This window comes from Streptomyces sp. NPDC051243 (assembly GCF_044455405.1).
Taxonomy (GTDB): domain Bacteria; phylum Actinomycetota; class Actinomycetes; order Streptomycetales; family Streptomycetaceae; genus Streptomyces.
On sequence record NZ_JBITES010000003.1, the window covers coordinates 557095 to 575433 of the forward strand.

Below are 18339 nucleotides of genomic sequence, written 5' to 3' on the forward strand. Positions count from 1 at the left end.
ATGTTCACCATCAAGGCCCGCGACCTGGCGGCCATCCTCGACCAGGCCGCCCCGCACCGCTTCCGGGCGGACGAGGACGCAGGCGACCTCGACGCCCTGATCCTCGACTGCACCCCCGGCCACCTCCACGTCGTCGCGTGCAGCGAGCGGACGCTCGCCGTCGCCCGCACTCCCGTCGCGGGCGACGTGTGGACGGCCCCCGTCGGCTACGACGACGCCACCGCGCTGCGCGGCTGGCTGGAGTCGTCCGACACCGTCACCGTCGAGCACCTCACCACCGGCGGCCACCAGCTGCTCCGCTTCACCGAGGGCGTCGCGCAGCTCACCATCCCCGCCGCACCCCACGTCGGCCGCCTTCCCTGGCGCGTCCTGCTGCGCCTGGTACTCGACGCCCGCGACCACGGCGCGCTGCACGGTCGTCCCGTGCAGCTGAGCGCCGACGACCTGTCCCTGTGGCTGAACGCCGGCGGCAACGGCGAGGCGATCGAGTTCCGCTCCCTGGGGTCGGCGGGCACCCTGGTGACCGCCGGACCCGACTTCCTCGGCCTCCAGACCCCGCACAGTTGGGACGCCCCGGTGCCGGGCGAAGGATGGTCCTCCTCGCTGCGCACCCGCCTGTTCCTCTTCGCCGGGCAGTTCCTCGAAGTCGGGGCGCGCTACGCGGACTGGACGGGTACGGCCTGGGTCGTGCCCGCCCGGCCCCGCCCCGGCGAGGAGCCGCGGCTGATCTCGGCCGACTACGCGGCCGTCGCCCTACCCATCTCCCAGGTGCTCGCGGTCGGCAAGTTCCTCGTCCGTCTGCCCGAATAACGCGAGATAGATGACATTCATGAATCAACGTGTGCGCTCTCGCGCTTCGGTGTGCGACCACGACGCGGACCCCGGCTACGGACTGAACCCGTGGCCCGCCGCGTGGCGCGCCCGTCCCTCGACTCCTGCGGCCCAGCCCAATCGAAAGGAAAGCCCCGTGAACAAGGCCCAGCTCATCCAGGCCGTGGCGAAGGTGACTGGCAACCGCGCTCAGGCGGCTGACGCCGTCGAGGCCGCGCTCGACGCGATGGTCCGCGCCGTCGCCGCCGGTGAGGTCGTCTCAGTCACCGGCTTCGGCAGCCTCACCCCCGAGGTGCGCCCGGCCCGTACCGCCCGCAATCCGCAGACCGGTGAGCCGGTGGAGGTCGCCGAGCGCCGGGTCGTGAAGTTCCGTCCCGGCGCCCGGTTCCAGGACCTCGTCGCGGGCCGACGGGCGATGCCCGAGTCCGGCAACTGCATCCAGAAGGACCCCAAGACCCCCAAGGTCGCCCGCCCGTAACCCGCTGCACACCAGGTGCCGTCCCGGCGCACGCCGGGACGGCACCGCCGAAGGAGTTCGAGATGAACGACCGTTCCGTGGGCGTCGAGATCGATGCCACGGCGAAGTGGCTGGAGGAGCGGTGCATGGTTGGCGCGGCCCGTCTGCTACGGCGCGTCGCGCGACAGAGGGACGAGGCCGTGCGGCAGCTTGGCCTTCGCCCCTCCTCGCCCGGGCATCAGGCGGGCGGCGGCGAGTGCACCGCTCCGCGCGACCTGGACGCCGCCGCCGAAGCGGCGATGCTGCGCACCGACGTGGCGCGTCTCCAGGCCCTGGCCGAGCGTGCCGGCTGGGTGCCCGACCCGGACGCGAAGCGCCTGTGGCGCTGGCGCGACGGCTGGTGGGAACTGAGCTACCGCCGCAGGAATCCGAAGGACGGTTACCACGACACCGGCTGGTATCTGTGGGGGCCGCTCGGCAGTTACGACGGCGAGTGGACGGCCCGCGCCAAGACTGCGGCCGTGGCTGAGGCCAACCGGCTTATCACCGACCATCGCGCAGCAACCGGCGAGGGTGATCGGTGACCGCCGAACTCCAAAGCGCCCCGGTGACCCTGCCGAGCGTCCAGGAGAAGGGGGAGTGGCAGCCGCGTGTTGTCGGCCTCGACCTGTCGCTGACCTCGACCGGCGTCGCGGGAACAGACTGGGCGCGCGCCTACCGGCCCGGCCGCCGCCGCAGCCACGAGCGGCTGGACTGGCTGGTCACGGCCATCGCGCTGAGCGTGAAGGACGGCGCGGACCTGGTGGTCGTCGAGGGCGCCGCGTACGCCCAGGGCGGTCAGGCCGGGCACCACGAGCTGGCCGGGCTGTGGTGGCTGGTCACGCAGTACCTGTGGCGCCACAGCATCCCGTACGCCGTCGTGACCCCGCACGGGCGCACGATCTACGCGACCGGTCGGGCCAACCCGGCGCAGGACTTCCCGCGCAAGGACCGGGCCCGCGTCGCGAAGGGCATGGTGCGCTCGGTGGCCGTCGAGCGGTACGGCGTCCCGTGTGAAGGGCCGGGCCGCTACGACCAGGCGGACGCCACGATCCTCGCCGCGATGGGACTCGACTGGCTCGGCTACCCGACCGTGCCCGTGCCCGACTCACACCGCCGCGCGCTGGAGGCCGTCCGCTGGCCCGATCTCATTCCGGCAGCCGCAGATTAGGGAATTGAATTGCGGAAATTAAATGCGCATTCGGTTGGCCATACCTTGCTTCTGGGGTATCTGCCATTAAGATATAAGTAAGGAATTCGGGAAATACCCGAAGAGGAAGGGGAATTGGAATGGAAATCCAGAACCACGGATGCAGCTGCGAGTGCAACAGCGGCGGCTTCTGCGGCGGCTGCGGCCACGCCGGATGCGGCGGACGCCGCTAACCATCCTCGGACCCCAGCAGCACCCCGCGCCCCCGGCCAACCGCCGGGGGCGCACCCATACGCGCAAGCGCCTCTTGGAGAACCCATGACCGACACCTACTCGCCCGGAGTCCGGCAACTCGCCCACGAAATAGGGCTCGACCCCGAACACGTCGCCCACGCCGTCCGCTTCGCCTCACGCACCTTCGCCCGCGTGCAAGTGACGACCGGCATGACCCTCGACCAGTTCCGCCGCCTGTTCACCCAGGACCGGCACTCCATCGCCATCGTCGCGAACCTCGCCATGCGCCACGCCGGCCGCCGCGACGACGCCCGACTCCTGATGGACATCTACAAGGCCGCCGAAGGCCGCCTCCCGTACCAGCGACCCATCCACACCGGCGTCGGCACCCCGCCCGAATGCCATGGCCACCCGCACGTCCAGGCCGCCGTACGCATCCTGACCGCCGCCGGACTGCCGCCCATCCACACCGACGGCGTCCACGAACTCCGCCCCGGCTTCCAGGTCCTGCCCGACGACACCGGAGAACTGCCCGGCTGGGTGTTCATCGCGCCCGACCCCGGCGCCAAGGGCCGCACCGGCTTCGCAGGCGGAGACCTCGGCTACCTCGCCGTCATGCGCTGGGCCGGATGGGGCGTCATCACCGAACGCCTCCCCGGCGGCCTGTACGCCGCCTGCCACCCCGACCACCGGGACAACCCCTTCCCCACCGACCCCACCTCTTGACCCCGCCCGTGCCCGGCCGCCCCCTGCGGCCGGGCACGGCCCACCAGAAAGGCATCAGCCCGTGAAGCTCCCCGTTGACGACGCGACCCTGGCGGCCTGGGCCACGCTGCTCGGCCTCACCGACAAGCAGACCGCCGCGACCCTCGCCGAGATCGAGGAGACCCTGCGCATCGGCTACGAGCACCGCCCCGAAGAGCTGCGCGACACCAGCTTCGACCAGCTCATCAAGGACATGGAGACCGACGAGGCGGCCCTGATGTTCCTCATCAACGGCCTGCGTCAAGCCGGTTACCCCGCCGCTGCCTACGACGTCGAGGTCCGCGGCATCTTCGCCACCCTCCGGGACCTCCAGCAGACCAGCTGATCCCGCTCCCCACCCCATCCACACGCCGCCCCGGCCGCGCCCAGCGCACCGGGGCGGCCCCATGCGCGCCCGCAGAAAGGAATCCGCAGCCATGTCCGACGACTTCTTGCCCCGCGCGGCAACCCCGGCCACCGCCGCGCGGCCCGCGCCATCGTGGGCGAAGAAGCCCCCGCCCAAGTCCAAGGCCCGCCCCACCGGCAAGATCACCGCCCGCCGCTACGCCGCCCCGCGCAACCCGCACGAGCACGCCCGCAAGATCGCGGAGAACGTCCTCGACGCCTGGTACCAGTCCTTCGGCGGCAGCAGCATCGACGTCCCCCTCGGCACCGTCGCCGGGCTGTCCCTGCTGCGCAACGTGCCCGGCCTGGCGGACTGGGTGCTCAACCTCCAGCCCGAAGAACTCCCGCAGCTCCTCAAGGAGATCTACCTCGGCCACTGGATCAAGCGCCCCGACCTGATCAACCGCGCGATACGACTCCACGATTGGGCCTGGAACCCCAACCCCGACAAGCAGCAGTTCCGCGCCGTCCACGCCGTCACCCGCGCCGCCATCAACACCGGCCTGATGGACCTCACCGGCCACGACGACCCCGGGCAACGCTCCGAAGCCGATGTCCTCAGCCCCCTGCTCACCGGCCTCCGCCACAAGAGCGACAAGAAGTGGCGCGGCGAGTACCACACGCCGGCGTGCGTCACCGACCTGCTCGCCAACATGACCGTGGCCAAGGACTTCGCCAAGCCAGGCATGTCCTTCCGCGAACCCGCCGTCGGCTCCGGCACGATGTTCCGCTCCGTCGCCCAACGCCTGCGCGACCTCGGCCTCAACCCGCACGACTTCCTCTGGTACGGCAACGACATCGACTCGCTGTCCGCCGGGTGCGCCGCCGTCAACGCGATCATCTGGGACCTCGGCCCGCGCTGCCTCATCGGCTGCGCCGACTCCCTCGCACCGGAAGACGACTACGCCAAGACCCGCGCCGAAGCCAAAGAAGCCTTCGAGCAGCGCGACCGGTACATGGAGACCGCCAGCACGATCGTCGCCTGGCGCCGCGCCTTCGACCTGGTCGACCAGCTCATGCCCAGCGAAGAGAACGCCGCGTGACCGAACCCGACCCCTTCGACCGACCCGGCACCACCCCCACGCCGCGCCGTCGACGCCCGGCCTTCGCCGGACCCCGCGACGAGATCGACCTGCCGCCCCTCGACCAGCTCGCCCCCACCCTCGACCCGCCGTGGAGCAAGGAGGACACCGACACCCCTGACCGCACCGTCGCCTACCAGCACTCCGACGGCCACCGCATCGGCCTGCGAGTCCAGTCCCGCGGCCTCGCCATTCAGACCTGGATCACCGCAGGCCCGGACCTGCCGCCGATCCCCGACGGCACCGACATCGAGCAAGCCGAAGCACAAGCCGCCAACGACGCCCGGCTCCAGCCCGGCCGCACCTGGCACGCCGTCCTGACCACACGCACCAGCGAAGCCCTGGCCGCCGACCTCGCCGCGCTCGTGCGCGAACGGCTGCTCCCAGCCCTCACGGACAAGCCACGCGGCATGCCCGCCCCCGCTCCGCCCGCCCGTATCGGGCAGCCCGACACCGCATCGCAGAAGGAAGGAACCCAGAAGTGAGCACGCCCGACAACACCGTGCAGGTCACCAGCCTGCCCAACCTCGCCCAGATCCTGCCGTACCTCCTCGGCCACTACCCGGACGACAGCATCGCCCTCCACGCGCCCGGCCCGAACTTCCATGACGGGCCGACCATGACGTGCCCCCTCCCCGACGACAGCGCCGAGTGGCAGGCCACCGCCGAGCACGCTGCCCGCCAGTTCGTGGCCTACGCCCACGACCGCGGCCATGACCTCGCTGAGGGCGTCATCATCTATCTCTGCCGCGAACCGCGCCCCGGCCAGAGCCCCGAGGACACCGCCGCGCTCCTCGCCCCCGTCGGCACCTGGCTCACGAACGAGTTCATGGAGCACCGCGCCAACGTCCTCCAGACGATCGGCCTCGTCGCGGACCGGTGGTGGGCTTACGAGTGCGACATCGACGGGTGCTGCGAGGGCGACCCGCTCCCGTCGCCCGACGACCCCACCAGCGTCGCCGCACAGATGACCCGCCTCGGCCGCACTCCCGGCCCCCACACCCGCGACATCATCAAGGAGTTCCGGGCGGCCACGGCAGACCCCGCGTTCCTCCAGGACCTGCACACCGCCGCCGACCACTTCAACTCGCGGTGCGCGACCAACGCCGGACGCGACGCCACGCTCGCGTTGACGCTGGAACAAATCGACGCCGCCATGGGCCGGTTCCGTGACGGGGCGACCGCCCTCAGCCGCGCCCTGACCACGCAGCTCATCGTCGGCCTGCAAGACGACGCCGCCGTGGAGGCCGGCGTGGCCCACGCGGAGGACGGCGACCTTCCCCACGCCCGACGCTTGTGGGCCTACCTCGCGCGGCACTGCGCTGAACCGTTCACACAGGAGGCCGTGCCAATCCTGACGCTGTTCGCGTTCGTCGCCTGGCGGCAAGGCGACCTCATCGCCGCGCGGCTGGCCCTACGCGACGCCATCACCACCGACCCCGACTACGAGCTGGCCACTGGCATACACCTCGGCACGATCGACGGCGAAGACCCCCGAAACTGGCTCGCCTCCGCCCGCGAGGGCCGTGCCCACCGCCTGACGCACCTTCAGCACGCCGTCGAGGTCGCCAGCGAATACCGCCCTGCCACCGACACCACCGCGGTGCGCTACCGCGAAGCCCTCGACGCAGCAGCCACCCACTACTACGACCAGGTCCAGACCGAGGACGGCCGACTCCTCGCCCGCTTCGGCACCATCGACATCGTCAACGGAGCCTTGGCCGACTTCCGCAACGGCCGTCCCCAGCTCATGGACGAGGTCTCCGCCCGCATCATCCTCGGCCTGCAAGATCTGCACACGAGGGACGCCGCGCTGTCCACCGGCGAGGAGAGCGACCTTCCCTACGAGCGGCAACTGTGGGGCTACCTCGCCCGGCGCTGCGTGCCGCCGCACACCGGAAAGGCTCCGCCGCTCCTCACCCTCCTCGGCTGGGTCGCCTGGCGGCAGGGCGACACCGTCACCGCCAGCCACGCCTTCGCCGAAGCCCTCGACATTTACCCCGGCTACACGATGGCCAAGCTGCTGCTCGACGGCATCCGCAACGAGTGCGACCCGGCCCGGCTCCTGGCGACGTACCGCGAGGCTGCGGCGGAGTTCGCCGCAAGCCGACCCGACCTCGACACCCTCTGACCAACACGGTGGCCCCGGCAACCGCCGGGGCCCCTGGAGACGCACCTCATGACCACGCCTGACGAACGCTGTGGCGCCGTCACACGCCACACCGACTACCTGCCCCACTACCGCGACAAGAACAGCAACAGCCGCGACCGCTGGCGCATCGCCTGGGGACACCCCGGCTTCACCCATCACACACCGCCCGAACCCACCGCCGATCACCAGCCCACCGTCCTCGTCCGCAACTGGGGCCGCCTCGCCCCGGACGGATCCGGCGACCTCTGGACCTACCTCCACCGAGGTGCATGCCTCGGCTGCAACTGGGAAGGCCCCGACCGCCGACGAACTGACCAAGCCGTCGAAGACGCCCACGACCACACCCACGAGGGATGGCGCGACCTCCCGCCACTCCCCGAACGCCGAGGCCGGCACTGGACCACCCACGCCACGCGCCTGTACCCGAAGGGTTGGTTCGACACAGGCGGGCCCGTGCGCACCATCCGCACAGGAATCGAGAAACGGCACCTGCCCGGCAAAGCGCCCGGAGGCGGCTACGACCTCGCCGTACAACCGCCAAGGACGGAGCATCGGACAGCGATCACCGAAACGCTGCTCCCGGAGTACCACGAGAGCGAGGCGGCGTGAGCGACCCCAAGTCCGTCACGTGGCTCCGACCCGAGTACAAGGGACGCGAAGACGAACTGATCAACCTCGCCGCCGGAGCAGCCCTCGTCGGCGTCACTCGCTCCACCGTCAGCAACTGGGCCAAGCGCCACGCAACTTTCCCGAAGATCGTTTTGCTGACGGGTATCGGCGACAGGCGCGTGAAGTACATCCCCCGCGACGAGTTCCTGTCCTTCGCCCACGCACAGATGAACAAGGAACGCACGCCAGCCCGTAGACCGGTCGCCCGCCGGCCCACGACCCTTCTGCGATCAGACGAGATTGCTCACTCCGAACGGCAGATAGCCAGGCTCACTGAGCTGGAGGCACGTCAAGCAAAGGCCCTCGCGCGCACCCAACAGGCACTGAGGAAGCACCGCGAACGCCTCAGGCAGGCTCGGCAGGCGCTCGCTGCAGAGATCGCCGCAGTGCACCACCTCGAACAAACGGAAGGCGCATCAGGCGTGGACTCCGCAACACCAGGAGGAGGAAGCATCCCGGAGTGACCTCGCAACGAGGCTGCTCACCGCAGACAGGGCCGCGCTCTCGGGTGCAGACGGCGCGGCCCTGGCGCATCGGTCAGGAGTGCGGCTAGCGATGCTCGCACTACACAAAGGCGAGGCACGCCTCCCCTCAGAAAGTGCTCCACGCCGATGCGTGCGCCTCCGGACCGTAGGGACTCCACCCGTTGAGGTGCGGCTTGAGATCTTCCGGCTCGAACGTCAGCCCGGACGGCATGGTCGGTAGTTGTGTCAGCGGGTCGAGGGTCTCTGCGTAGTCGCGCGCCCACCGCAACCAGACACGAGCCGATTCGACGTCGACGTCCTCGTCCACCGCTACATTGATCCTGCGCTCCAGAGCGTCGCAGTACTGGCGGAGCGCATCCGCATCCTGCCACTGCCTTGCCTGCTCACGGAGAATCGTTGCGAAGCGAGCCTGAGCAGCCTTCTCTTTGGCGGTAGCCATGGCCGCTTCCCAGCTGATGCGGCGCTCTACCTTCGCGCGTTCCTCATCCAGCTTCCTCTGCTGCTCCTCGACCGCGCGAGTCTCCAGTTCCCGGAGCACGATCCCGAGGACGTCCTCGAGTTTCGACCGCTTGCGGTCGCCCCAGTGGTGCTGCCTCTTGGACCGGCTGTACCCGATGTCCAGAGCGAGCTGCTGAGAGCGGTCTGGATCGGCAGACTGGGGAAACTCCTGCTTGATAGTGACGCAGCTGGTGAAGCCGTCGATAACGATCTCCAGCACCCCTTCCCGACAACTCGCGGGGAAGTACCGGCCGTTGTAATAGTGCGCTGAACGGTGGTCACGCTCAGGGACCCGCTGCTCGCGTACCTTGTATCCCCGGCGTTCCGCCTCTGCTGCGAGCCCTTGCAGCAGCAGCAAAGCACGGCGACGCAGAGAGGGCGGCATAAGAAGCCGGCGCTCGCTGTCTCGCAAGGCCGCCACGACGCGGTGCGGCGAGCGCAACTGCCCGGGGACTGAAACCCGCGGGTTCTCCTCTGGGGACCTCCGCCCAGAGTTGGCATGTGGGCCGTCTACCAACGAGATTTGCAGATCACGGCCCGCGTTCCACAGTCGCTGCTTCTCGATGCGCTTGCCCGCCGGCGCGAGTTTGTGCCGCTTGGCGAAGTCGATGACACGTCGCCACTCGGTGATCTCATCCTCGTCAGGCTCTGATATGACCACATGGCGCTCGGCGGCCAATCGCTCCACGAGCTTGGTCGCTTTTGCGCGGCGTGCGACGGGGATGGGCCTTTCGCTGTACGGCGTTGGCTGCTTCTTATGGGTGGTCGCCGGCTTGCTCCCATGAGCTGTCGCCGTTGTCGTGGAGCCGCGGACCCTGCCCTTCGCCACGGTAACCGGTGCCTTCGATCCACCAGCAGCCGTGCGCCCGTGTGCCGGATGCTCCGGATGATGACCGTGCTGCAGGTAGAACCGCCCTGCCTCAGTAACTTCCGCCCGCCAGCCGCCACCTCGGCGGCTCACCGTCACGAGACCCCGATCGCGCAGCGCATAGGTTGATCGCCGCATGCCCGGGTCCTGGGCGCCGGGATCCTCGCCGCCAGCAATGCTCCTGAGGAGCGTGAGTTGTCGATCGTTCAACGCCTTCCAGCGATACATGCCACAAGTTCACAAGGGGACGAGGCGGGTCACAAGAGCGGCCGTCCGCCCGACCGGGAGAGTCGGAGAGGACAAACCGACCACGGACGGGGCGCTTCGAGTCTGGAGTGACAGTGCCTGCGGCCCTGTTGGCAGGAAAGAGACGGGTACATCGCCGAGTTCTACCGCTAGACCCAGTAGGCGGAAGCGGCCTTGGGTAATCGAACGCCATGCGCAATAGGCTCGCATCAGGCGGCTAACCTGCGCAGATGTCGCCCGGCTCCACCCTCGGGCGAGGAGGGCAGTGTCCCTCTCGCCGGTGCACCGCTCCGCTGCTCCCACGCCCGACATGTACGGGCCTTCCTCGCCCGCCGCTGCCTTCCGCCCTACACCGACACACCGTCCCGGCCCGGTCCTGGCCTGGTACGCCTTGCGACAAGGAGATCTCCCCGTCGCGCGCCTCGTGCTCAGGGAGGCCCTGACCGCGCACCCAGACCACCAGATGGCTGACACCATCCACGACGCCATCAAACGCGGAAGGAGATGGCCATCGCCCTATAGGCCCGTGACGGACGGCTGGTGCAGGCCGAGCGCACCGACGCGCAGGAAAACCGACAGCCCGGAGGCTCCGGCACCCAGCCGGGGCCACCCCGAGCGTGGAGCTGCTGAATCCCACCCGCGACGGCCTACCCTCGCTTCGGCGGCTTCGCGGTGCTGATCACTTGGGTAGCGTGGCCCGGCCCTGCCGGAAGTTCCACTGTGACGGGGAAGGTCCACAGGCGGTCACAATGCGTGACGCTCCTCAACTAATTCGATCCTCCGCTGTGGACTGGACGGCATCTCCACCAGCAGCGGTTCTTCACAGGCCCCACCGACGTGATCAAGGCACCAGCCGGGACCCCCGCCAGACGATCAAGCGAGACTGTAATCGGAACGCGATGTGCGTCTTGAGCGTTTCGGCTATGCTGCGGGAAGAGCGACGAGAGAGAGGAGGGGCGCCATGACTACCGAGGCTAGAGTCCATGACCAAGTGGTGCTCCCGCCCGCTGCTGAAGATCGCGAGACCACGGAGCTGTGGTCGGATCTTGGGGATGCGCTCGAAGCCACCGCTGCGAGCACTGGTGGCGGCGTACCGCTCCTGATCACTCCTTCCGGGGAAGAGATCAAGCTCCCGGACGAGGCCTTCAGCATTCTCAAGCTTGTCGCCGACACCATCAACCAAGGGCTGTCCGTGACAGTGAACCCACATGAGACTTGGCTTTCGACTCAGGAGGCTGCGAACATCCTGGGTGTTTCCAGGATGACCGTAGTGCGGTGGCTCGAGGAGGGGCGCCTCAGCTACGAGAGGCCAGGCCAGCACCGCAAGCTTCGGCTTCGGGATGTGCTTGAGTTCAAAGCGGGGCGTACTGCGGAGCTGAATGCCTTCCTGGGTGATGTTGCTGCCGAAGAGGCTGAGCAGGGGCTTTACTGAGCGGAGGCACGTCGAGAGGACGTCCCGGGATCATGACATTAGTGTTGGTATGTGAGCTATTCGGTCATCCTTGATGCCGGCACGCTGGTTCCGGGCTACCTGCGCAACGCACTGCTTCACTTGGCTGCGTACGTGACCTATCGGCCACTGTGGACAGAACGCATCTGGGCGGAGGCGCTGCAGGAGGCCTGCCAGCTGAACCCTCTCGCGGATCGTGCTCGGCTAGAGCAAATCAACAAGAGCATCCAGTCGAGGTTCGGTGACGACGCGATGGTCACCGGATGGGAGCAGCACGAGTCTGCGATGACCAACAATGTGCAGGACCGGCATGTCCTGGCAGCGGCGGTCGCCTCCAACGCGAATGGCGTCGTGACAACGGACCCCGGGTCGTTCCCGGAGCCCTCGCGTCAACCCTTCAGCCTGGCGCTCTACTCGCCCGATGACTTCCTGGTGGATCGCCTCAACTGGACCCCATCCAAAGTCCTATCGGCGGTTGAGGCGCAGGCAGCGGAGACAGCCAGGGGTGGGGCGGGAGAACGACTCTCGGCCGAGGACATCCTGGACAAGCTTGAGGAGAAGGCTCCAAACTTCGCTCGAGAGGCGGCTGACGCGCTGCGCCAGTTCCGCGTGCACTAACTATCGGCTTCCCTTAGGGGTTCCTGCTGCCGGGGCTTACTTGGTCCATCTGCGTAGTGTGGCCGCTCAACACGCGTGTCGCCGGCACCAACCGCAGGTACGGCTTTTAGGGTGCCGATGCCGTGACACACGACTCTTCCCCCTCGAAAACTACCCCCTCGTGGCCGCATTGCGGCAACGGGCGATCAAATGCCGATCCGGTCGGCTGCCGAGGCATCAAAATCTCTGGCCAAAGCACATGCTTGGCACACCTCGACACGACATCTGCCCAGAGCTACTTCGACAACCTGAGGCCGGGGCATACTGCAGACTATCGTGGCGTCGAATTCACTGAATCACTTCTCGGTAGGCTGCTTGAAAAGCTTCAAGTTGATGGCAGGCCGCATCTCCATAATGCAAAATTCAATGGCGCGAAATTCGCGGGCGCTGCCGACTTCAGCAAAGTAGACTTCAGCGGCGACGTTGCATTCACTTGGGCCGAATTTACCGGTGACGCCCTATTCTCCAGGGCCGTGTTCTCTCAGTCCGCATGGTTCGAGAATGTAAAATTTGCTGGCCTTGTCAGATTCTCGGGAGCGAGATTCAACGGTGGCGATGCCAGGTTCTCCGAGTCCGAGTTCATGCGCAACGTCCGATTCGACGACGTGACATTTAATTACGCTGCTCGCTTCAACGGTGCAACGTTCCGGGCATCGTCGCGATTCGGGCCGTTGCGCGCCGCCGAGCTTGAGCTCACCGGGGCGTTGTTCCTGGCGCCACTTACGATTGAAGCGGCCGCTAATAGTGTCCTATGCCAGGGGACCCGTTGGGAAGCAGCTACGATCATGCGGCTACGTTACGCAGTGGTGGACTTGAGCAACGCTGCACCAACGCAACCCACGGCGATCAGTGCGCATCCAAGCCCCTTCGAAGGACTGGATGAGACCCCTCTAACCCCGAGTGGCGCCGATGCGGCCCCGGCCGTGTGCCTGCTGTCGCTGCAGGGGGCAGACGTATCTCAACTGGTTCTTAACAATGTCGATATGAAACGGTGCACCTTCTCGGGTGCATTCCATCTGGACCAACTCAGAATGGAAGGAGGCTGCGAATTTTCTCGGCCCCCCACCTGGATCCGCGGCGTGTGGCCGCCGCGGCGCTGGTCAAAGCGGATTACTATCGCTGAAGAGAATCGCTGGCGGGCTACAGCTAAGGGCCGCTGGAAGAAAAGGCGCTACCCTGGCTGGAGTTACGAGCAAGGCGACCCAGAGCCCGTCAAAGAACCCACTCCAGAGACCCTTTCTGTGGTTTATCGCCAACTCCGCAAGGGGTTCGAAGACTCAAAAAATGAGCCTGACGCAGCCGATTTCTATTATGGCGAAATGGAAATGCGCAAACGGGATAAGCGGCGCCCGTGGGTGGAACGCAGGTTGTTGGGGGTCTACTGGCTCGTGTCAGGGTATGGCTTGCGGGCAGCGCGCGCCTTCGCCTGCCTCATTACCGCCATGGCGGTGACGGCGCTCGCTCTGATGCTCTGGGGTTTGCCGAACGGTTCACTCCAGCCTAAGACCACCGGCAAGGTGACTGGCCAGAACATCAGCCTCAAAACCGAACAGCCCTCCCCTGAGCTCACTCTCACTGGCAAGAACCGAATCAGTTGGGACCGGACTGAAAAAGCTATTCGCGTTACGCTCAACGCGGCAATCTTCCGATCCCCCAGCCAGAATCTCACCACGCTGGGGACTTTCATCGAGATGGCGGCTCGTTTCATTGAACCGGTCCTGTTGGCTCTGGCCATCCTTGCCATTCGGGGCAGGATCAGGCGGTGAGCGCCGGTGTGCCAGTCTTGGTTCTGCCGCAGCGTGGACCCGCTCGAAGTGTGCATCGCGTCATCCCACGTGCACGACGAGGATATGTGTTCTTCCCGCCGTCGCTCGTACCGCCGCGAGAAGTCGAAGACCCGCCCCATCCAGCCCAGCGCGGCGTCCGCGTCGTCGTATTCTGGGAACAGGCCGCTGACCTGCGAAAGGCGGCGATGTTCCACCTCCGGGCACAGGAGGGGGAACCCCGCTGCGCCGGTAAGGCACTCCGCTGCGTGCGAGTTCGAGACCTCGACTTCCCCGCCGCTCAGCCTGCGTCGATCTACGCAGGCACCCCAGATGTCTCCCTCGGGAGGGCTCTCGGGGGACCGCCAGTGGACACGCAGTGGACGGAAGGACCCGGAAGGATCAGGAAGGCCGGCTCAGGGCCAGAACGGCGAAGTGCCTCTGACCTGCGGTTATAGGAAGATCGAGGCAAGACTGGGGACAGATCGGAAAATCAGAAAAGGACTCATAATCCGTCGGCCGTGGGTTCGAGTCCCACCCGCCCCACGAGAAACAGGTCCTGACCTGCGGAAACGTCTCTGCAGTGGCTCTGAGTCACAAACTCGGGTCCAGCGGAGAGAATCCGCTGCTCACGAGTACCGCTTGAGGTGTTACGGCGGCCGCGTGGATGCTCCTGACGAGGCTCTGACCTGCGGCGATGCAGAACAAGCTTGCTGCTGGAAGTTACGCAGCGGAGCCGAAAAGCAAGATCCAGTGGACGCTCAGGGGACACGAGGAAATGGAAGGGTCGCTTGGTTCGGGTGATCCGCCGCAATCGGCGTGGCCGTTGCACGCGCGAACCCTGAGCCAGCTTCTTCAGGAGAGCCTCGTCGAAGATCTGTAAGTCCTGTTGCCGGTGACGTCCGGCTGCGGCTCCAGTTCGATACTGCGCCTATCGCAGAGCTCGAACGGTAGGTGCTGACCAGCGGAAACGCTGCTGGGGTGGATCGCTGCCAAGTGCCACCGGCCCCTACCAGTTCCCCCGGCGGGAGGTGCCCTCGACTTCTGCGCGCCGGTAGTGCCACAGACGAGGGGGGCGAACAAATGCCCTAAGTTGGGTGGACTGGGCTCGCTCGAACCCGTCACCCACCATTCCCAGCCAGCCGGACATCCAACCGGAAAAACGCAGAATAATCAGATACTTGGCGACCGTTCCTTCGCTCGCCGACCTCTTCCGGAGCACCGCCGCAATTGAGAAGGGCATCGAGATCATTCCCGAGGTCCTGCAGGTCGGCCTCGACACTTGGAAGCACCCCTCTTTCGGCGCTCATCGGAATCAGGCACTGATCGCCCCCCCGCAATCCATGATGCGAGCCCCCCGGGGGGGTCGGGGATACGGCTCAGTGTGCCGGGGCTGATGATTCCCCGGCCCGAGGACGGCACCGGACGGATGCCCGCTGACGAGGTCCTGGCCTTCGAGGACGGACTCGGCGAGTTCTGCGCGATCCTGACAGGTGTCTTGGGTGACTGGTTCCACTTGACGCGCCATGCACGCGCGCCCCGACTGCACCGGCTGCTGCCGGAGCGTATGGCGGCAGAACGGCGGATTGTCGCGAGCAGCGCCGTCCCCCTGTTCGCCTTGGCGGTCGAGTACGGCCGGATGGATCCGGTCGCCGCCCGCGTGGGGCAGGCGGAACTATACGCGGAGACGGGCCAGGTCGAGCAGGCCAGAGAAACCGGTACCGCGGCGCTCACCGCGCTGCGCGCCGAGCCCCACCTCGCATATGCCGACCCCGAGTTGCTGGTCCGACTCGGCCGAGTGTTTGAGGTCATCGGGGAAGAGGAGACCAGGCGCTCACTGTGGGCCTGGTACGTCGAGATGGTCTGGCAATGAGAACGGGCGCAGGGGGACGAATGAGCGGCGAGTACCCGGTGGTCGCGGCCATCGACTTCGGCACACACGGCAGCGGCTACGCCTGGACAGTGGTCAGCGAAGACGACCGGGAGGCCAGCCAGCGGAAGATCTGGTACCAGGACCGCTGGCCTGAGGGCGGCCACTCCGCGTATCCGAAGACGTTGTCGGCGCTGCTGCTCGACGCGAACGGAGAGACGGTGGCGTGGGGGCACGCGGCCCGCCGGGAGTGGCAGGAACTGGGCGGAAACGGCGAACGGGAAGGGCACACCTACGCCGCCGCGTTCAAAATGGCACTCGCCCCGCAGCACTACGGCGGTGGGGTAGTGCCCGGTCTGGGACCTGTGGGCGTGGACTCCCCCGGGAAGGCTCGGTCCCTCATCGTCGCCTATCTCCGCGAGATCTTCCGGGTCGCGCTGGAAGGCATTATGAAGAGCGGATACCACCTCGAGGACATCCGCTGGTGCCTCACCGTCCCGGCCATCTGGGACGAGGCGCAGAAGGAGCTGATGCTGGAGGCGGCCGCCGAGGCGGGCCTGCCCGCCGATGGCGACCAGTTGTTGCTCGCCATCGAACCGGAGGTGGCGGCGCTGCACTGTCAGGTGCATCTCGCCAATGTCGTCGGTGCTGATCCGAGGCGGCTCGACGTAACCCGTGCCGATCAGCGGTTCATGGTGGTCGACTGCGGTGGTGGGACGGTCGACATCACCGCACACCGGGCCGAGAGGGGGCCGGGCGGGGCCGTCCGCCTGCGTGAGATCGCCCGGCCGCTGGGCGACCGGCTGGGATCGGAATACGTCAACCAGGCATTCGTACGGACGGTGCTGACCGACAGGCTGGGAGATCGCACGATCGCCCGGCTATGCGAGGAGTCCGAGCACTCACTTTTCGAGCTCGTGGGTGAATGGGAGTACTGGAAGGTCATGGCTGACGTCGAGGTGGAGCCCCGGAGCGGCTCGCCCCGATTCAAACGCCGGGTCAGCCTGACCGTGTCCGCCGAGCTTTCCGACATGCTCGACGAGGAGACCAAGCGGCACCTCGAAGAGTACCCGGGGGGCAGCCGACATCGGATCCTAGTCGAACCGAAAGAGGTCGAGGCAGTCTTCGACGAGATCGTGGAGCAGATCCTGGCTCTGGTCGACCAACAGTTGGATGAGATGCGGCGCACCGTCGGCGAGTCGTCCGAGCCGGAGCAGATCCTCCTGGTCGGCGGTATGGCTCGGTCCGACTACCTGCGGCACCGGATTGCCCTGCACGTGCAGGGCCGGGCCCAGGTGCTCACGCCTCCCGACCCCGCGAGCGCCGTCCTCTTCGGCGCCGTCCACTTCGCCTACGACCCGTCCGTGATCCGCGCCCGCCGGGCCCGGCACACGTACGGCTGTGCTTCCAGCATGCCCTTCGAGAAGGGCTGGGACCCGGAGGCCAAACGATTCGAAGACGACTCCGGCGAGACGCTGTGTGCCGAGCGGTTCAGCGTGTTCGTCACGAACAACCAGGAAGTGGAGGCCGGTGAGACCGTGGAGCGGGTCTTCCACCCCACGAAGCGGGATCAGTCGAGCCTGCTGTTCGGCCTCTACCGCACGCGAGAGAAGAGTCCTCGCTACGTGGACGAGCCGCACTGCAAGAAGATCGGGGAGGTGGAGATCGACATCTCCGACTCGATGCACATGCTGTTCGAGGATCGCAAGATCCTGCTGCGTATGAGCTTCGGGGACACACACATCAAGGTCGAGGCGATCAACCTCCGCACCAACCGCACCACGTCCACCGACGTGCGATTCCACAGCGTCTACTGACCACGCAGAGAGGGGCGGGAGAGCGAATGAAAGGAAAAGTGCAACAGATGATCACGGATCTGTTCGGCCGAAAGGCGGATACGGACCGTGCGCACGAGGAACTCCTGCGGTGTCTCGCCGACGACGTCGAGGGTTTGAGTGCGCGCGTGGGGAAGCTGGAAGCCTCGATGAACGCCCTGCGCGAGCTTGCCACGCACGACCGTACCGACATGCCGGACGAGACGTTTCTCGTCCATACGGATATTGCCGATTCCTTCAGGAAGCTCGTACAGCAGATGATCGAGCCGGCCGCCGGTGCCGTCATGGGTCGTTGGCGAGCAGCGAGTGACGAGCCACTGTCTGAAAAGGCAGCGACCCGCGCCGAGGCGCACATCGTGAGCCATCTCACCCGCGTCCTCTTCGAAGACCAGGCCCCGGCGCTCAGCGACACGCCCTCAGCAGAGGCGGTGCACCACCTTCGGCAGCACGACATCTTCCTGGACCCTGATGAACTGGAGCCCCTGTGGGCCGAGGCCCGCCGCATCATTCAGAAGACGAACGCGGCACGGCACGCCTGCGAATGGAACTTCGCCTGCGTCAGGGGAGCGTCACTCAACAGCAGGCAGAAGGCGTGGGGCCCATGCCGAGCGGAGGACCCGGTCGACTTCGTCATGGCACCTGCCTATGTCGTTACCGAGGGCGACACGATGCGGGTGTGCGAAGAGCAGCTGGTCTTCACCAGCCCTTGGCTGAGCGGTGGAGAGCGTCCCGGGTAACCGCTGTAGCGGGAGTCTTCAACAATTATTTGCGTCGGGTCTGCGGCTCGTTAGAGCTCGTAACAGTGAACGCATATGGGCGCACCTGGTCGGCTCATATTCGAAAGCCAGACTTGCTGGCAGGCCCAGTTACGTCAAGTGAGCGGGAAGGCGAATACGCTGGTGAC

19 protein-coding genes are annotated in these 18339 nt (G+C 66.9%); 18 read left to right on the plus strand and 1 reads right to left on the minus strand.

The window, feature by feature from the left end; all coding sequences use genetic code 11:
• From ACIBAG_RS09795 to ACIBAG_RS09845, 11 genes are all read left to right on the plus strand, one after another.
• Positions 1-810 (plus strand): hypothetical protein, encoded by an 810-nt coding sequence (locus tag ACIBAG_RS09795; protein WP_399102911.1) that lies wholly within the window; start codon positions 1-3, stop codon positions 808-810.
• 157 nt (positions 811-967) lie between these two features.
• Positions 968-1309, plus strand: coding sequence for an HU family DNA-binding protein (locus ACIBAG_RS09800; RefSeq protein ID WP_031477204.1), 342 nt, complete (start codon positions 968-970; stop codon positions 1307-1309).
• A gap of 62 nt (positions 1310-1371) precedes the next feature.
• The gene (locus tag ACIBAG_RS09805; RefSeq protein WP_399102914.1) at positions 1372-1872 is read left to right on the plus strand and encodes a hypothetical protein; all 501 of its coding nucleotides are present in this window, start codon (positions 1372-1374) and stop codon (positions 1870-1872) included.
• Positions 1869-2498 carry a hypothetical protein gene (locus ACIBAG_RS09810; protein WP_399102916.1) on the plus strand — a complete coding sequence of 210 codons (630 nt, stop codon included), beginning with the start codon at positions 1869-1871 and terminating at the stop codon, positions 2496-2498. Before ACIBAG_RS09805 ends, ACIBAG_RS09810 begins: the two co-directional genes overlap by 4 nt.
• Before the next feature lie 297 nt (positions 2499-2795).
• The gene (locus tag ACIBAG_RS09815) at positions 2796-3437 is read left to right on the plus strand and encodes a hypothetical protein (protein ID WP_399102919.1); all 642 of its coding nucleotides are present in this window, start codon (positions 2796-2798) and stop codon (positions 3435-3437) included.
• A gap of 61 nt (positions 3438-3498) precedes the next feature.
• The gene (locus ACIBAG_RS09820; RefSeq protein WP_399102921.1) at positions 3499-3801 is read left to right on the plus strand and encodes a hypothetical protein; all 303 of its coding nucleotides are present in this window, start codon (positions 3499-3501) and stop codon (positions 3799-3801) included.
• 91 nt (positions 3802-3892) lie between these two features.
• Entirely contained in the window at positions 3893-4903 is a 1011-nt protein-coding gene (locus tag ACIBAG_RS09825) for an N-6 DNA methylase (protein ID WP_399102923.1), read from the plus strand.
• Complete coding sequence (locus ACIBAG_RS09830; protein ID WP_399102925.1) at positions 4900-5427, plus strand: hypothetical protein; 528 nt, start codon at positions 4900-4902, stop codon at positions 5425-5427. The genes ACIBAG_RS09825 and ACIBAG_RS09830 overlap by 4 nt, the downstream gene beginning before the upstream one ends.
• On the plus strand, positions 5424-7073 hold the full coding sequence (locus tag ACIBAG_RS09835; RefSeq protein ID WP_399102927.1) for a DUF4192 family protein: 1650 nt from the start codon (positions 5424-5426) through the stop codon (positions 7071-7073). The genes ACIBAG_RS09830 and ACIBAG_RS09835 overlap by 4 nt, the downstream gene beginning before the upstream one ends.
• A gap of 48 nt (positions 7074-7121) precedes the next feature.
• Positions 7122-7703 carry a DUF6349 family protein gene (locus tag ACIBAG_RS09840; RefSeq protein WP_399102929.1) on the plus strand — a complete coding sequence of 194 codons (582 nt, stop codon included), beginning with the start codon at positions 7122-7124 and terminating at the stop codon, positions 7701-7703.
• Positions 7700-8227 carry a hypothetical protein gene (locus ACIBAG_RS09845; protein ID WP_144383756.1) on the plus strand — a complete coding sequence of 176 codons (528 nt, stop codon included), beginning with the start codon at positions 7700-7702 and terminating at the stop codon, positions 8225-8227. Before ACIBAG_RS09840 ends, ACIBAG_RS09845 begins: the two co-directional genes overlap by 4 nt.
• Positions 8228-8354: 127 nt before the next feature.
• On the opposite strand, the gene ACIBAG_RS09850 is transcribed toward ACIBAG_RS09845, so the two are convergent.
• Positions 8355-9842 (minus strand): hypothetical protein, encoded by a 1488-nt coding sequence (locus ACIBAG_RS09850; protein ID WP_399102931.1) that lies wholly within the window; start codon positions 9840-9842, stop codon positions 8355-8357.
• Between the two features lie 328 nt (positions 9843-10170).
• Between ACIBAG_RS09850 and ACIBAG_RS09855 the strand changes: the two genes are divergently transcribed.
• The 7 genes from ACIBAG_RS09855 (at position 10171) to ACIBAG_RS09885 (ending at position 18172) form a co-directional block, all read left to right on the plus strand.
• Positions 10171-10539, plus strand: a complete 369-nt coding sequence (locus tag ACIBAG_RS09855) for a DUF4192 family protein (protein WP_399103308.1) — start codon at positions 10171-10173, stop codon at positions 10537-10539.
• A 282-nt stretch (positions 10540-10821) separates the two neighbouring features.
• Positions 10822-11292: a helix-turn-helix domain-containing protein gene (locus tag ACIBAG_RS09860; protein WP_031477215.1), complete on the plus strand. Its 471-nt coding sequence runs from the start codon at positions 10822-10824 to the stop codon at positions 11290-11292.
• Between the two features lie 51 nt (positions 11293-11343).
• Positions 11344-11928 carry a hypothetical protein gene (locus ACIBAG_RS09865; RefSeq protein WP_399102933.1) on the plus strand — a complete coding sequence of 195 codons (585 nt, stop codon included), beginning with the start codon at positions 11344-11346 and terminating at the stop codon, positions 11926-11928.
• A 242-nt stretch (positions 11929-12170) separates the two neighbouring features.
• Positions 12171-13733: a pentapeptide repeat-containing protein gene (locus tag ACIBAG_RS09870; protein WP_399102935.1), complete on the plus strand. Its 1563-nt coding sequence runs from the start codon at positions 12171-12173 to the stop codon at positions 13731-13733.
• Positions 13734-15159: 1426 nt separating this feature from the next.
• The gene (locus ACIBAG_RS09875; protein WP_399102937.1) at positions 15160-15603 is read left to right on the plus strand and encodes a hypothetical protein; all 444 of its coding nucleotides are present in this window, start codon (positions 15160-15162) and stop codon (positions 15601-15603) included.
• A gap of 20 nt (positions 15604-15623) precedes the next feature.
• Entirely contained in the window at positions 15624-17417 is a 1794-nt protein-coding gene (locus ACIBAG_RS09880) for an Hsp70 family protein (protein ID WP_399102940.1), read from the plus strand.
• 47 nt (positions 17418-17464) lie between these two features.
• Positions 17465-18172: a hypothetical protein gene (locus tag ACIBAG_RS09885; RefSeq protein WP_399102943.1), complete on the plus strand. Its 708-nt coding sequence runs from the start codon at positions 17465-17467 to the stop codon at positions 18170-18172.
• The last annotated feature ends 167 nt before the right edge of the window (positions 18173-18339 follow it).

What these genes read in the sequence shown, in the direction of transcription:
- ACIBAG_RS09795 (WP_399102911.1), top strand. Translation starts at nt 1, where the DNA reads ATGTTCACCATCAAGGCCCGCGACCTGGCGGCCATCCTCGACCAGGCC.
- ACIBAG_RS09805 (WP_399102914.1), top strand. Translation starts at nt 1,372, where the DNA reads ATGAACGACCGTTCCGTGGGCGTCGAGATCGATGCCACGGCGAAGTGG.
- ACIBAG_RS09815 (WP_399102919.1), top strand. Translation starts at nt 2,796, where the DNA reads ATGACCGACACCTACTCGCCCGGAGTCCGGCAACTCGCCCACGAAATA.
- ACIBAG_RS09825 (WP_399102923.1), top strand. Translation starts at nt 3,893, where the DNA reads ATGTCCGACGACTTCTTGCCCCGCGCGGCAACCCCGGCCACCGCCGCG.
- ACIBAG_RS09840 (WP_399102929.1), top strand. Translation starts at nt 7,122, where the DNA reads ATGACCACGCCTGACGAACGCTGTGGCGCCGTCACACGCCACACCGAC.
- ACIBAG_RS09850 (WP_399102931.1), bottom strand. Translation starts at nt 9,842, where the DNA reads ATGTATCGCTGGAAGGCGTTGAACGATCGACAACTCACGCTCCTCAGG.
- ACIBAG_RS09855 (WP_399103308.1), top strand. Translation starts at nt 10,171, where the DNA reads ATGTACGGGCCTTCCTCGCCCGCCGCTGCCTTCCGCCCTACACCGACA.
- ACIBAG_RS09860 (WP_031477215.1), top strand. Translation starts at nt 10,822, where the DNA reads ATGACTACCGAGGCTAGAGTCCATGACCAAGTGGTGCTCCCGCCCGCT.
- ACIBAG_RS09875 (WP_399102937.1), top strand. Translation starts at nt 15,160, where the DNA reads ATGCCCGCTGACGAGGTCCTGGCCTTCGAGGACGGACTCGGCGAGTTC.
- ACIBAG_RS09880 (WP_399102940.1), top strand. Translation starts at nt 15,624, where the DNA reads ATGAGCGGCGAGTACCCGGTGGTCGCGGCCATCGACTTCGGCACACAC.
- ACIBAG_RS09885 (WP_399102943.1), top strand. Translation starts at nt 17,465, where the DNA reads ATGATCACGGATCTGTTCGGCCGAAAGGCGGATACGGACCGTGCGCAC.